This is a genomic window from Hyphococcus sp. (genome assembly GCF_041986965.1).
Taxonomy (GTDB): Bacteria; Pseudomonadota; Alphaproteobacteria; order Caulobacterales; family Parvularculaceae; genus Hyphococcus.
In genome coordinates this window covers 620,201-632,983 of sequence record NZ_JBHIXB010000001.1, presented here as the reverse complement: position 1 = coordinate 632,983, position 12,783 = coordinate 620,201, and the positions used below count along the sequence as shown (strand labels likewise).

Annotated in this window: 14 protein-coding genes; 5 read left to right on the top strand and 9 right to left on the bottom strand. The window is 60.5% G+C overall.

Translation table 11 applies throughout. From position 1 onward, the window contains the following. Positions 1-13: 13 nt before the first annotated feature. The 5 genes from ACFC5L_RS03105 to ACFC5L_RS03085 form a co-directional block, all read right to left on the bottom strand. Entirely contained in the window at positions 14-1,561 is a 1,548-nt protein-coding gene (locus ACFC5L_RS03105; RefSeq protein WP_375201744.1) for a CYTH and CHAD domain-containing protein, read from the bottom strand. Positions 1,562-1,635: 74 nt separating this feature from the next. Further along, positions 1,636-2,367, bottom strand: a complete 732-nt coding sequence (gene hisA, locus ACFC5L_RS03100) for a 1-(5-phosphoribosyl)-5-[(5-phosphoribosylamino)methylideneamino]imidazole-4-carboxamide isomerase (RefSeq protein WP_375201745.1) — start codon at positions 2,365-2,367, stop codon at positions 1,636-1,638. Beyond that, positions 2,364-3,008, bottom strand: a complete 645-nt coding sequence (gene hisH, locus ACFC5L_RS03095; RefSeq protein WP_375201746.1) for an imidazole glycerol phosphate synthase subunit HisH — start codon at positions 3,006-3,008, stop codon at positions 2,364-2,366. Before hisH ends, hisA begins: the two co-directional genes overlap by 4 nt. Positions 3,009-3,126: 118 nt before the next feature. Further along, positions 3,127-3,378: a hypothetical protein gene (locus ACFC5L_RS03090; protein ID WP_375201747.1), complete on the bottom strand. Its 252-nt coding sequence runs from the start codon at positions 3,376-3,378 to the stop codon at positions 3,127-3,129. 39 nt (positions 3,379-3,417) lie between these two features. Next, positions 3,418-3,684, bottom strand: a complete 267-nt coding sequence (locus ACFC5L_RS03085) for a hypothetical protein (RefSeq protein ID WP_375201748.1) — start codon at positions 3,682-3,684, stop codon at positions 3,418-3,420. Between the two features lie 187 nt (positions 3,685-3,871). Here ACFC5L_RS03085 and ACFC5L_RS03080 point away from each other — a divergent pair, with 187 nt between their 5' ends. Further along, a complete protein-coding gene (locus ACFC5L_RS03080; RefSeq protein WP_375201749.1) occupies positions 3,872-4,120 on the top strand; it encodes a hypothetical protein in 249 nt (82 codons plus the stop codon). Positions 4,121-4,126: 6 nt separating this feature from the next. On the opposite strand, the gene hisB is transcribed toward ACFC5L_RS03080, so the two are convergent. Further along, positions 4,127-4,714 carry an imidazoleglycerol-phosphate dehydratase HisB gene (gene hisB, locus ACFC5L_RS03075; protein WP_375201750.1) on the bottom strand — a complete coding sequence of 196 codons (588 nt, stop codon included), beginning with the start codon at positions 4,712-4,714 and terminating at the stop codon, positions 4,127-4,129. A 146-nt stretch (positions 4,715-4,860) separates the two neighbouring features. Here hisB and hslV point away from each other — a divergent pair, with 146 nt between their 5' ends. The 4 genes from hslV to ACFC5L_RS03055 all read left to right on the top strand — a co-directional run bounded on the left by hslV (position 4,861) and on the right by ACFC5L_RS03055 (position 9,995). Next, positions 4,861-5,406, top strand: a complete 546-nt coding sequence (hslV, locus tag ACFC5L_RS03070) for an ATP-dependent protease subunit HslV (protein WP_375201751.1) — start codon at positions 4,861-4,863, stop codon at positions 5,404-5,406. A 309-nt stretch (positions 5,407-5,715) separates the two neighbouring features. Next, positions 5,716-6,420, top strand: a complete 705-nt coding sequence (locus tag ACFC5L_RS03065; RefSeq protein WP_375201752.1) for a VPLPA-CTERM sorting domain-containing protein — start codon at positions 5,716-5,718, stop codon at positions 6,418-6,420. Between the two features lie 145 nt (positions 6,421-6,565). Beyond that, entirely contained in the window at positions 6,566-7,873 is a 1,308-nt protein-coding gene (gene hslU, locus ACFC5L_RS03060) for an ATP-dependent protease ATPase subunit HslU (RefSeq protein ID WP_375201753.1), read from the top strand. A gap of 199 nt (positions 7,874-8,072) precedes the next feature. Beyond that, the gene (locus ACFC5L_RS03055) at positions 8,073-9,995 is read left to right on the top strand and encodes a hypothetical protein (RefSeq protein WP_375201754.1); all 1,923 of its coding nucleotides are present in this window, start codon (positions 8,073-8,075) and stop codon (positions 9,993-9,995) included. A 29-nt stretch (positions 9,996-10,024) separates the two neighbouring features. On the opposite strand, the gene ACFC5L_RS03050 is transcribed toward ACFC5L_RS03055, so the two are convergent. The 3 genes from ACFC5L_RS03050 to ACFC5L_RS03040 all read right to left on the bottom strand — a co-directional run bounded on the left by ACFC5L_RS03050 (position 10,025) and on the right by ACFC5L_RS03040 (position 12,738). After that, complete coding sequence (locus ACFC5L_RS03050) at positions 10,025-10,642, bottom strand: Smr/MutS family protein (protein ID WP_375201755.1); 618 nt, start codon at positions 10,640-10,642, stop codon at positions 10,025-10,027. Beyond that, positions 10,639-12,021: a murein transglycosylase A gene (mltA, locus tag ACFC5L_RS03045; RefSeq protein WP_375201756.1), complete on the bottom strand. Its 1,383-nt coding sequence runs from the start codon at positions 12,019-12,021 to the stop codon at positions 10,639-10,641. Before mltA ends, ACFC5L_RS03050 begins: the two co-directional genes overlap by 4 nt. A 72-nt stretch (positions 12,022-12,093) precedes the next feature. Beyond that, positions 12,094-12,738 carry a Tim44/TimA family putative adaptor protein gene (locus tag ACFC5L_RS03040; RefSeq protein ID WP_375202352.1) on the bottom strand — a complete coding sequence of 215 codons (645 nt, stop codon included), beginning with the start codon at positions 12,736-12,738 and terminating at the stop codon, positions 12,094-12,096. Positions 12,739-12,783 lie beyond the last annotated feature (45 nt).

Sequence of the window (12,783 nt, the reverse complement as noted above, 5' to 3'; positions counted from 1 at the left end):
GAAGAACGCTTGGCTAATCCCGCCAGAAGGGCGTCATCTTTTCAAACGCCGCAAAGGCGGCGTCAATCTTTTTGGCGGCTTCGCGCGCTTCTGCGGCCTTATAGCCGGAAATGAAGCCGGCGGCGCGCATCGCGGTCTCGCCGCCTCCCGCCGCAGCCTCATCAGCCAGATGCTGCGCAACGACTGCGTCATTGACCGCGCCAAAGGCGTCCTGAAGTCCTGACAAGGCGGACATATAGGGTTTGCGGCGATCTTTCGGATAAAGGTCGCGAAAGAGCTGGACCGGATAACGGAGCTTTTTGAGCGCGATGCGCAGAGGATGGCGCGCGGCGAGATCGACGACGCCTTTTACCTCATCAGCCGTCCGGAACGTCTTTTTGAGGGCGCGATCGAGCGCTCTGGGCGCAAACTCGATGACTGGCCGCTCCAGCTTCGTTTTGGCCCCTGTCCGCCAGCGCTGAAGCGAGCCCGCTGCTGTCAAATCAATCAAAAACCGTGTGAAGTCCGGTGAGGAGATGACCGCTGTGGCGCGGGCCCAGCCTTCGGCCCTCTTCGCTTCCGCCTTCGCCTTGAGGGCGTAAAAGCGCTCTGGCGCATAATCGGCCTCCAGCGCCGGCGGCAGGGTCTCGCCGAGGAAGACGTCCCAATCCCGCGCAGGCCCCAGAGAAGTCGCAAATATCTTTGCTCTGGCGGCAAGGTCCGCGATCTCGTTCGATTTCAGGTAGCGGCGGTAAATCCGCTCCATGGCGCGCAGGCGCCGGAGGACCACGCGCATCTGGTGAACGCCCTCGGCGCGGCGATAGTCCACCAGCGCGCTCTGAAGCGCCGACGCCCGCATGGCGCAAGCGGAAAGCGACATGGCCAGCACTTCCCCTCCCGTCATTTCGGGATCGAGATCAAGACGCTCGGCCTTGCCGACGCGGTCCGTACCGGGGAGCAGCGCCAGGGCCGCTTCGAGCTTTGTCGTCGTTGAAAGACGCAAAGGCGCGTTCGCGATGAGGAGCCGGGCAAAATCGAAAACTGCGGCCGGTTCGCCGGAAACCAGCTCCAGCTCGACCTCAGCGATCGATCCGGAATAGATGCGCCCTTCCCCATCCACGGCTTCAGCCGAGCCGAGATCGACTGCGAGCTCGATTTCCGCACCCTTGAACGGGATGACAGCGGCCCAGCGGTCGACGACAGTTTTCGCGAGCGGCCTGATGCGATCACCGCAGTCCGCGATCAGCCTGTCGATGTCTTCATCCCCCGTCGCCAGCGGAAAGTCCGCCGCCCGGGCAAGCGAGATTTCCAGCTCGATCCGGCTTGCGGCGTCAGGGCCCCTCGCCTTCACCGCCTGGACCAGGCCCTCCGCTTCTTCGCGCAGGCGCAGGCTCAGCCCGTGCGCGGCAAGGGCGCCGTCCATCGTGTCGTAATAGGCGGAGGAAAGCCGCTCCCAGCCGCCGCCTTGCGGCGCCACGGCGGCCACGAAGTCACAAGCCGGGAGCGCGGCCAAGTGAGCCGGCGATCCTGTGAATTTCAGCTCAAATTCGATGCGGCCCCTATCCCTAAGGTCTTTGGCCATGACCCGCGCCCGCCCCCAAAAACGCAACAAGGTCAAGCATAGTGGACCCAGCCGCAAATGACCAATCCGTGGCCCTACCCCGCCGCAGCGATGGCCTCAGCCGGATCAATGCGCCCATCATAGAGCGCCCGGCCGATGATGACGCCCTCGATATTGGCGTGGGCTGATTTCAGCGCCTTGATGTCGTCCAAAGAGGCGACCCCGCCCGAGGCGATCACGGGTATGGCCGACACATCGGCAAGCGCCGCCGTCGCCTCCACATTGACCCCTGTGAGCGCGCCGTCGCGGCTGATGTCGGTATAGACGACAGCGGCAACCCCTTGATCTGCATAAAATTTTACAAGCTCTGCAGGGCTTTTTTCAGTGTCGCCGTCCCAGCCGTCGGTCTTGACCCGGCCGTCGCGGGCGTCAACGCCGAGAACGATCCGGCCGGGATAGCGCTTGCAGGCGTCGGTGACGAAATCGGGGTCGTTGACCGCGGCCGTACCGAGGATCACACGGGCCATACCGGCCTCGAGCCAGCGCTCTACCGCCGTCATATTCCGAACGCCGCCGCCGAGTTGGGTTTTCAGGGAAATGCGTTTGAGGATCGCATCCACGGCGTCGCCATTCACCGCAGCGCCCGCAAAAGCGCCATCCAGATCTACAATATGGACCCAAGCAAAGCCCGCCGCCTCAAACATCGCCGCCTGAGAGGCTGGGTCTGAATTATAGACGGTGGAGGCGTCCATTCGCCCATGGAGGAGGCGCACACATTCGCCGCCCTTGAGGTCAATCGCAGGGTAGAGGGTCAGGCTTCTCGTCATGACGGCGACCAGGAAAGGAAATGACCAAGGAAGGCCAGACCGGCGGTCTGGGACTTCTCGGGGTGGAACTGGGCGCCCAAAAGATTGTCCCGGCCGATGAGGGCGGCGACATCATGCTCATGGCGCGTAACGCCATAGAGGTGGGCGTCATTTTCGGGAACGAAATGGAAGGAATGGGCGAAATAAAACGACTCGCCATCGAGCTCTTCAAAGATCGGGGGAGGGCTCGCCAGCCGAACTTCATTCCAGCCCATCTGGGGTGTGCGGAACGCCGCCGAATGCGGCAGGGGCACGACCTCTCCGGGGATCCAGCCGAGCCCTTCGGACCCGCCGAATTCGAGCCCGCGGTTGGCCAGCAACTGCATCCCGACACAAATGCCAAGAAACGGGCGGCCTTCAATAAGCGCCACATGCTCAATAGCTTCAAGAACACCGTCGCGGGAGGCCAACCCCTCCATGCAGGCGGCGAAAGCGCCGACGCCGGGCAAGATAACCCGGTCAGCCTTGCAGATGATGTCGGGATCATCAGTCACAGAGACATGGCGGGCGAGGCCGGCTTCGCGCGCAGCGCGTTCCACCGCCTTTTCCACAGAGCGCAAATTGCCCGAACCGTAATCGATGATCGCCAGGGTCTCAGCCATGGCCGAGGCTTGTAGCGACGCTGTGCGCCAAGACAAGGGAGGACAAGGGCGGGGCCCAAACAAAAGCCGCGCCTTTTCCGAAAAAGGCGCGGCCTTCAACTCGAGGATGGAAGTGACCTCAAGCAGCCGGGAAACAAGCCTCGATGGCGCCCCTGGCGTTGTCGCTCAGGCCCTCCAGATCAGCCTCAGATTCCACCGCCAGCAATTCCGCCGTGGCGTCAGCGTCGGCGGTTTCCGCCAGACATGAACAGCCCGAGGCGTCGGAGCTGTTCTCCGCCGCATAGGCTTCGCAATGGCCTTCAAGCTCACTCGCCATCACGGGCGTGAGGGCGAAGCCGGAGACGGCGAGGGCGGCAATAAGTTTTTTCATGATCGATTCCTTCCTTGGTTTTTCGACTTTTCGTTGATTTTACCGGGTGCATTTGTCCATGGCGGCTTTCGCGCCGTCAGACGCCGCGTCATAGCGGGCGGCCGGATCGGCGATGTCGGCAAGCGCCAGAAATTCGTCGGCGAGATTGCCGGCTTCGATTTCCGCCTCAAGACAGGCGCAACCCGAAGGATCACGACCATCAGCTTCGAGCGTCGCCGTGCAGGCGTCCGCCCATTCGCCCGCGAAACTCGCGGACATCATAACGCCCACAACCGCAATGGCGGGCAGACCTATTTTGAAAAGCATGGATGCTCCCTTGTTGCTTGGCGCGCTCGAAAGCCCCTGTTTTCGGGCGATACGCAACTGGAGCGCTTGGTTTCCTCCCAGTCCCAGACGGGATGTCACCTGAAAGCGCGGGAAGCGTCAATCGGCTTGTGCTGTGCGGGCGGGAAGGGAGGATGGAACAAACCGCCATACGGGCTGTTTTTCCTATATGACCCAGCAAACCACCGCATATGAACCAAGCGCCAAACCTGTGGAAAACTCATCTGACGAGGCGCAGAATACTGACGCAACATTGCGTGTCGCCAACGAAGACACCGCCGCGCCTGTATCCGAAAAGCGGACAACCGAAGAAGTCCGTCAGGGACATACAGGCGACCATGTGCGTTATATTCTGATCGCATCGACGGCAGGCATTCTGTTCGTCTTTGCGATCCTGTTAGCGCTTTACATCTTTTAAAAGCGCCTAGAGCGATCCCTTGGTCGAAGGGGCGCCGCCGTCGCTGCGCGGATCCATCTCCAGCGCATCACGGAACGCGCGCGCTGTCGCCTTGAAACAGCTTTCAATAATGTGGTGTGTGTTTTCGCCGTAGAGGTTTTCCACATGCAGGGTGAGCCCTGCATTCATCGCGAGCGCATGGAACCATTCCTTGAAAAGTTCGGTGTCCATGTCGCCGACTTTCGGGCGCGCGAAATTGACCCGCCAGATGAGGTAAGGGCGCTTTGAAATATCGATCGTCGCGCGCGACAGGGTTTCATCCATGGGAATGTAGGAGGCGCCGAAACGGCGGACGCCGGCGCAATCGCCGAGCGCCTTGGCGATGGCTTGCCCCATGACAATCCCCACATCCTCAACCGTGTGGTGCATGTCGATGTGAAGGTCGCCCTCTGCGCGCACTTTAAGATCGATCATGGAGTGCTTGGCGAAGGCTTCGAGCATGTGATCGAAAAAGCCGATGCCGGTTTCGACATCGTAGTCGCCCGAGCCGTCGAGCTCGACCGCGACGAAAATCTCCGTCTCTCGCGTTTTCCGTTCAACTGTCGCCGCACGCATGATCGTCTCCTTTGACGCCGCTCCGTGAGGGTGGCATTGAACCCCTGAAATCTCCGGCGTCAGGCCCCTACCTAGGGAAAAAACCCGCCGCCGTCCATGAAAAGCCAGCGCCCTGAAGCGGTTATGAAGAGTTTAAAGGCAAAGTCATGAGCAATACGTCAATGCACGGAACAACCATCCTGGCGGTCCGCAAGGGCGGGGCTGTCGCGGTCGGCGGGGACGGGCAGGTGAGCCTTGGCCATACGGTGGTGAAGGGCGACGCCCGCAAGGTCCGGCGGCTCGCCGGGGGCAAGGTGATCGCCGGTTTCGCGGGCGCGACCGCTGACGCTTTCACCCTTCTGGAGCGGCTCGAAGCAAAGCTCGAACAATATCCCGATCAACTGACGCGGGCCTGCGTCGAACTCGCGAAGGACTGGCGCACAGACCGTTATCTCCGACGTCTGGAAGCGATGATGATCGTCGCCGACAAATCCGTCACCCTGACGCTCTCCGGCGCCGGCGATGTCCTGGAGCCGCAATTCGGGGTCACCGGCATCGGGTCGGGCGGCGATTACGCGCGATCGGCGGCGAGAGCCCTGCTCGAAGAAACGGACCTTTCCGCCGAAGAGATCGTGAAAAAAGCGATGGCGATCGCGGCGTCGATCTGCGTTTACACCAACGAGTCTTTGACGCTCGAAACCATGTCCGAATAGCGCGCAACCACACGCGCCGTTAAGTATCTTCTTCACAACACTGCACCGAAATAAAACAAGACGGCTTTTTCGCACGGACTTGCGTTAACCATGACGCATGCCGGCGAGCATAGCGCATTAACCTCAAAGATTATTGTTTTTGTTCATGCGTCAGGCGTCCTTTTAAGGGCGTCGTTAATAAGCGCTGTCATTAACCACATTTTCCACACCCGCCGGTTGAGCGGCGCCGCAACGGCACATGATTGACGCCGGGACATATTCCGCGTTCGGAGTGTTTCAGATTTTTCATGTTGCGTAAGGAACATCCCCATGAAGTCGATTATCAGCCTGACCGTTATCGCGGCGCTTACGCTTTCCGGCGCCCACGCCACAACGATTTACACCACGTCGGGCAGCGGCGACCTAGTGTCGAACAATGGCAGCTCGCAGGTCTATGAAGATGGCGGCGTGACCATGACCCTGTCCGCGGGCCTGTTCACCGACACGCCCGTTACCGGCGACGCGGTGGTGACGCCCGGCCAGTATGGCGCGCGGCCTGTCGCTTACAGCCCCGGCACCGGCATCACCCACAACCAAAATGACGGCCAGCATCTGATCGACGGCTATTTCCCGGAAGTGGCAATTCTCGAGTTCGACACGACCGTGCAGTTGACGGGCGCTCTGTTCTCTCACGTAGACACCTACGACACATTCGATCTGTTCATCGACTCGAACAATGACGGCATCCTCGAACGCATCTACGAAAACCTTGCGATGCCGAACAGCAGCTACGCTTTCGTTGACCTTTTCTCGTTGAACCTGGTCGGCAAGCTTTTTGGCATTGGGACGAGCTCTTATTCGTATAATTGCCGCATGACCATGTATGGCGAAAAATGCGATAGCTATTCGCCGGCCTGGAAGCTGAAAAAGCTGAAATTCGAAGAAGTTCCCGATGTGCCGCTGCCAGCCGCATTGCCGCTGTTCATGGCGGGCCTTGCCGGCTTCGGCTTTGCGAGCCGCAAGAAAAAAGCATAAGCGCCGCATAGCATTGCGACGAGGGGATAAGGGGCGCGCCTTCATCGGCGCGTCCTTTTCTTTTTGGCCAAATGCAACCGCCGGGATTGAGATTTACGGCTGGGAGCCTATGTCATGGCGGTGTTTTTCCAAACCCTGAGAGTAAATGACTGATTTTTCCCCACGCGAAATCGTATCCGAACTCGACCGTTTCATCGTCGGCCAGAAGGCTGCAAAACGCGCCGTCGCCATTGCCTTGCGAAATCGCTGGCGCCGCCGCCGCGTTGAGGGCGTCTTGCGCGATGAGATTACGCCCAAAAACATCCTGATGATCGGCCCCACTGGCGTCGGCAAGACCGAGATTTCAAGACGTCTTGCTAAACTCGCCGGCGCGCCGTTCATCAAAGTTGAGGCGACCAAATTCACCGAGGTCGGTTATGTGGGGCGCGATGTCGATTCCATCATTCGCGACCTCGTGGAGATCGCCACCGGAATGGTGCGTGAGAAAAAGCGCGAAGAAGTGAAGGCCGCCGCCCAAAACGCCGCCGAAGAACGCGTTCTCGACGCGCTTGTGGGCGAGCATGGCGGCGAGGCGACGCGCGAAGCCTTCCGCAAGAAATTAAGAGACGGTGAGCTTGACGACCGCGAAATCGAGCTCGACCTGCGCGAGACCCAGGGCGGCCCGCCCATGTTCGAAATTCCCGGCATGCCGGGCTCGCAAATGAGCATGATCAATATTTCCGACATGCTGGGCAAAGCGTTTCAGGGACAGAAGTCCACGCGGCGCATCAAGATCCGCGACGCTTATGATCCCTTGCTGGCGGAAGAGGCGGATCAGTTGATGGACGAAGACACAATCGGCCGCGAGGCTGTCGATCTTGTCCAGAATGACGGCATCGTTTTTCTTGATGAGATCGACAAGATCGCGCGCTCATCCGATCGCGCGAGCGCCGACATTTCCCGCGAAGGCGTTCAGCGCGATCTGTTGCCGCTGATCGAAGGCGCGACCGTCGCCACCAAATACGGGCCGGTGAAGACCGACCACATCCTGTTTGTCGCGTCAGGCGCGTTTCATCTGTCAAAGCCGTCAGATCTTTTGCCGGAGCTTCAGGGGCGCCTGCCGATCCGGGTTGAACTCGACGCCCTTTCCCGGGACGATCTTCGCCGCATCCTGACCGAGCCTGAGGCGAGCCTGATCAAACAATATGCAGCGCTCCTTTCGACCGAGGGCGTGACCTTGGACTTCACGGAGGAGGCCATCGACGCGCTGGCCGACGCCGCGGCGGAGGTGAACGCCGGCGTGGAGAATATCGGGGCCCGGCGCCTCGCCACGATCATGGAGACAGTGCTGGACGAGATTTCCTTCTCCGCGGCCGACAAATCGGGCGAGACGATCGCCATCGACCGGGACTTTGTTACGGCGCGTCTCGGCGATATCACCAAGAACGCCGATTTGTCCAAGTATATCCTATAGTTACCAATCCCTGTTTCGGTTTCGCAACAATTTGTCGGTGATGCCTTTTGGCGTCATTGGCGAAGATTCGGGGCCGGAAACCGCAGAACACCCCCCGAGAGGGCCGAATCCGCCGCATCACGGCGAAATGCGGGCTTTCACGATGCTTAATGACAGGTTAATCTGTTAACCCTTGAGGGAGTAGGAGCGGGGATTACTCATGGCTGACGGCGCATCGCGGCCCTGGAAGCGGCGAACCATGATGGCTTTTGCCGAGGATGCAGATCCCCGGTTTTCATACACGTCTGAGGAAGAGGTCTCGAAAAAGAAATCGAGATTCGGACTGAAATCCTCCAGCGACAAAGTCTTTAAGGACAATGGCGACAAGCCCCGTCCGAAGATCGCCTTCACTGGCGAGGAATGGGGTTTTGGGTACACCGCCACCGAAGAATTCCTGAAGCGTGCGCGCAGCAACAGGACCGTTCCGGATGCCGGGTTCGGTGCCATGGAGCTGCGGGTCGAACGTGAGTTCGACGACGCGAGCAAGAACAATCGCTTCGACTATCAACACCCCGACACCCAGCCCTTGCGCACGAAAGAGCAAGCGCTCATGGCGGTGCAGCAGAACACCGCCGATTTCGCCATCGTGCCGTTTTACAACCCCTATTCGGGTTACGATTATGAATCGTTGCGCGCGGTCGCGAGCCTCAGCCGCATGCGCGGCGTTCAGCAGGTGGAGGCGCAGGACTGGCACTGTCTCGCCGTCCATGAATCGCAGCTTTACGATATCGTCCAGTCGTCGCATCCCGGCACAGGGTTTTCAGCGCTGCAGCGGCGCATGCGGAAATCATGGGGTCTTGTCGACACGGAAAGCGGCAACATGCCGGGCGGCGAAGCCGGCTATGACGGCGAAATGCCGCGCGCCGGCCTTCCCATTGACATGGCCGATCAGAAAATGATCCGTGACCGGATCGATATGGTTTTCGCCGCTCCTGAGGCTGCTCGCCGCTGCAAGTCCAAACTTGACGGCATGCGCGCCATCGGCGTTGAGGTTCAGGAAATACCGCAAATGGTCGAGCCGCATCGCGAACTTGCGCGGCGGGCGCGCTCGGCGCTTAGCAGCTCACGCCAGACGAACACGTTTTTTGACCCGATTTCAGGCGACACACGGCATTTCTCCTCAATCGGAACAGAGGCGCAGAACAGCAAGCTTTACGGCATGGTGATCCCTTACGGCGTCGCCATGCGCTCCTCGGATTATGTGATCATCGATCATAATTTCGAGCAGAGCGATCCCATGAAGACGCGCTTCATGGTGGTCGAAAACAATCCCGACCATACGCTTTACGAAGACCGCTACCGCACTACAGACGCCAAGACCGGCTATTGGACGAAGCGGCTGGCGACGATCGCCAACCCGCATTTCGGCGACGCTATTCCGGCCGGACTGATGCGCATGATCGGCATGGGCGTCGGCGCGCTCGCCATCCTGTTGATGGTGTTCGGTCTTTACGGATGGAGCGCGTCCATGACGGCGCTCAACCTGCCACGCGGGCTTGAATGGATTTCGTCGCTGACGGCGACCGGCGCCCTTGGGCTTGGCGTCGCGGCGGCGATCGGGTCTTTCGTGATGTTGTCATCGCAAGCGACCGGCTCACGCGGGGTGCGCGTCATGTTCCTGTTCCGCCGTGACAAGACGGCGGCGTCAATCGGCGACATTGAAGATTATCTGCGCAATTACGGCGTCCGTCATACGGTGGTGCGCATTGATGAAGACAGCAATGAGGGCTCGCCCGCATCCATGGTGCTTGATGTCGAGTTCGATCCGGAAGATTTCAAATACGGATTGTTCGCGCTTTTAACGCGGCGCCTGCGCGGCTCCGTCGTCAACGGCGCCGTCAAGAAAGCGTTCGCGCGCTGGAAAAACCGCGGCGTCACCATCCTCGCCGCCATGCCCATCGAGGCCGGACAAGCGCAATTACCGAAACATCAACCGCGCCGCTGGTGGAGCGAAGCGATCAATGACTGGCTCGCTGACGCCACCGAGACATGGTTCATTCGCCTGTCGCGGATTCTGTTTTTCTACATCTTCCCGGCGGCATTGGTGCTCGCCATCGTTCTGAAATTCCTGAACGCCTGGTGATGATGAGGGCGGCGCTCAACAGCGCCGCTTTATCTTTTTAAAAACAGATAAAACGCCCCGCCGCCGCCATGGCGCTGATGGGCGGGGCTCGCCCGGGAGACGAGCTTGCGCAACGGCTCATCGGCAAGCCAGTCGGAGAGCCTGGCCTTCAGAACGCCTTTGCCGCCCGGCGCCTCCCAGCCTCTTGCTCCAGATCCAGACAGATCCGGCGCGCCCTTGCCGGTGATCACGAGAACGCATCGGGCGCCGCGCGAATGGGCCTCCATGACGAAGCGCCGCAGGGTCGTTTCCGCTGTGCGCTGCGTGTGGCCGTGAAGGTCGAGGACCGCATCGATGGGCAAGCGGCCGCGGCCGGCAAGCTTGTCGAGGCGCGGGTCGCCCGCCGCAAAAGGATGCTGCGTTCTGGAGGGAAGGGGCTCGGCATGGCGCGACGGGGTCGGTCCAGCCGACTGGCCAGTTATGTGGCGCGGCTTTAACAGTCCCGGCGCTGATTTAGAGACCGCCTGAGACCCTGATTGCGAACCCGAAACGAGCTTTTCCGCCAAAGGCTTTTTGCGCCCATAGGCGGCTACGTCGCGCATCGCTTTGCGCCACAAGGCTTCTTCTTCCGGCGTCAGGCCCCGATTTTCGAAATGGCGGCGGGTCACTGCGCGTCTCGCAGATATTTCCGCGGAATGCGCTCTGCGAGGCGCCGGGGCAGGAGCACCGTCATCCGGCCCTTGGCGTTCATGGCCCCGGCGATGGCCGCAGCCTCATCCCCCGCGCCCCAGAAAACATCGCCGCGCACCGGGCCCTTGATGGCGCCGCCCGTATCCTGCGCGATCATCAGACGGCGGATCGGCTTCGCACTCAGGATCGTTTGCTCTTCACTCGCCATCGGGTCGATATTGACCCAGACAGGCGCGCCGAGCGCATGATAGCGCCTGTCGACCGCAAGCGATCGCCCGGGGGTCAGGGGCGCGCCTTGCGCGCCCAACGGCCCCAGCGCCGGGTCAACGTCCTCCAGCGAGCGGAAAAAAACATAAGACGCGTTCTCTTCACGCAGCGCGCGCGCCTCCGTAGAGATCGCCTCGTCGAGCCAGCCCCGGATTGACTGCATCGTGATCTCTTCAAGAGGCATGATCCCGCGCTCCACCATCACGCGGCCTACCGCCGTATAGGGATGGCCGTTCTGCGCCGCATAACCGACCCGCATCATCCCGCCGTCATCAAAAACGAGCCGGCCCGATCCCTGGATTTGCAGAAAGAAAAGATCATTTGGATCGAGCCAGGCGAGCGGCGCTTCGTCTGGATGATCCGTAGCCTCGATGGCTTCACGCGCGTCATAAGGAACGAGCCTTCCCCCTTCAACGCGACCCGCAATGCGCTCTCCCTTCAGCGTATCGCGGAACTGGCCAAGATCGACCTCCACAAGATCGTCCGGACGCGGAAGAACCGGCGCTGAATGATTGATCGTTCTCGTATGAGAGGCTTGATAAACCGGTTCAAAATAACCGGTGAATGTTCCGGTATGTTCGATGCGCGGCGGAGCGCGCCGCGCCCTGCCGCCCGGCAAAGGCGCGCGCGCCACCGCGATTTCAATCGGGGTGAAATGAAATTCGAAAAAGGCGCGCAGCGCGCCGCGACGACCGCCCGGATCGGAATAGGCGCTGACGAGAAGCGCGCGCGCCTCAGCGCAGGGGCGCAGCCAGTCCGCAATCGTTCCTGAAAGCGTCAGCGCCGGGTCGTTAATTCCCAGATTTTCCAAGGGGTTCGCGGACGCTTCCGGCTCCATTTCCTCGAAACGGGCGCAGGAGCGCACAAAGGTTTCGAGAGCCGGGCCGGGATCGTCCTGAAGCCATCCGGAAAGATCGTCAAAACGTACAAGTTTAAGATCGAGCGCCGGCGGCCCGAAATCGTCATCGCTGAACTCACGCTCATAATATGGCGGCACAACGCCGCTGAAGACGAGCGCGGCCGCAATCGCCGCCGCCAGTACCGCGCCGGCGAAAAACAGGCGCAGCAGCGTTCCCGAAAACGCTTTCATGCCGGCGCTATCCGCATGCTGACATCATGGAGAAACAAACGGCGCTCCCTCAAAAACCCGCGCCGCAAAGTTTTATTCGGCCCCGCCGGTCCCTACAAGCATCCAGTTCGGATCATTGCTCGCAACCTTCCGGGAGAAAGTCCAGCGGTCCTTGACGAGATCGATGCGATTGGGATCGCCGTCGACAACCTCGCCATCCCTGTCGCGGGTGACCCGGACCTGATTCGACGTGAACTCAATCACCGCCGACATCACGCCGTTTTCAACTTCACTGTCGACGACGCCCGCATGTTCGATGCCGACGAATTTCAGATCGGAAGTATATCCCGCCGCATCGCGCTCCGTCACAGCGGCCTTGAACGCGCCGTATACGGATTCATCGAGAAACGGACGGATAGATTTAAGATCGCCCGCCGCAAACGCCTCGACAATCATTTCATAAGCACCCTTGGCGCCGTCGAGGAAGGCCGCCTCGTCAAATTTGGGATCGGCGTCGCGCAACACCCGCGCATTGGTGGAGACGGGTTTGGGCGGCCGCGTCTCTTCGGCGCCCTCCTCATCATCCTGCAGGGTTTCAGCGGCCCGCGCGCTCGCCGCGCGCTGCACGGCTTCAAGATCATGGCTCTGCTCATGACCCGTACGCGTGCCCATCACAGAGATCAGGCGGAAAATCACAAACGCCGCTACGCCGGCGAAAAAAAGAAGCACTGGATCCATATCGTCCAATATCGCTCCGAAACCTTAATTTTGCTCAAGTCCGTT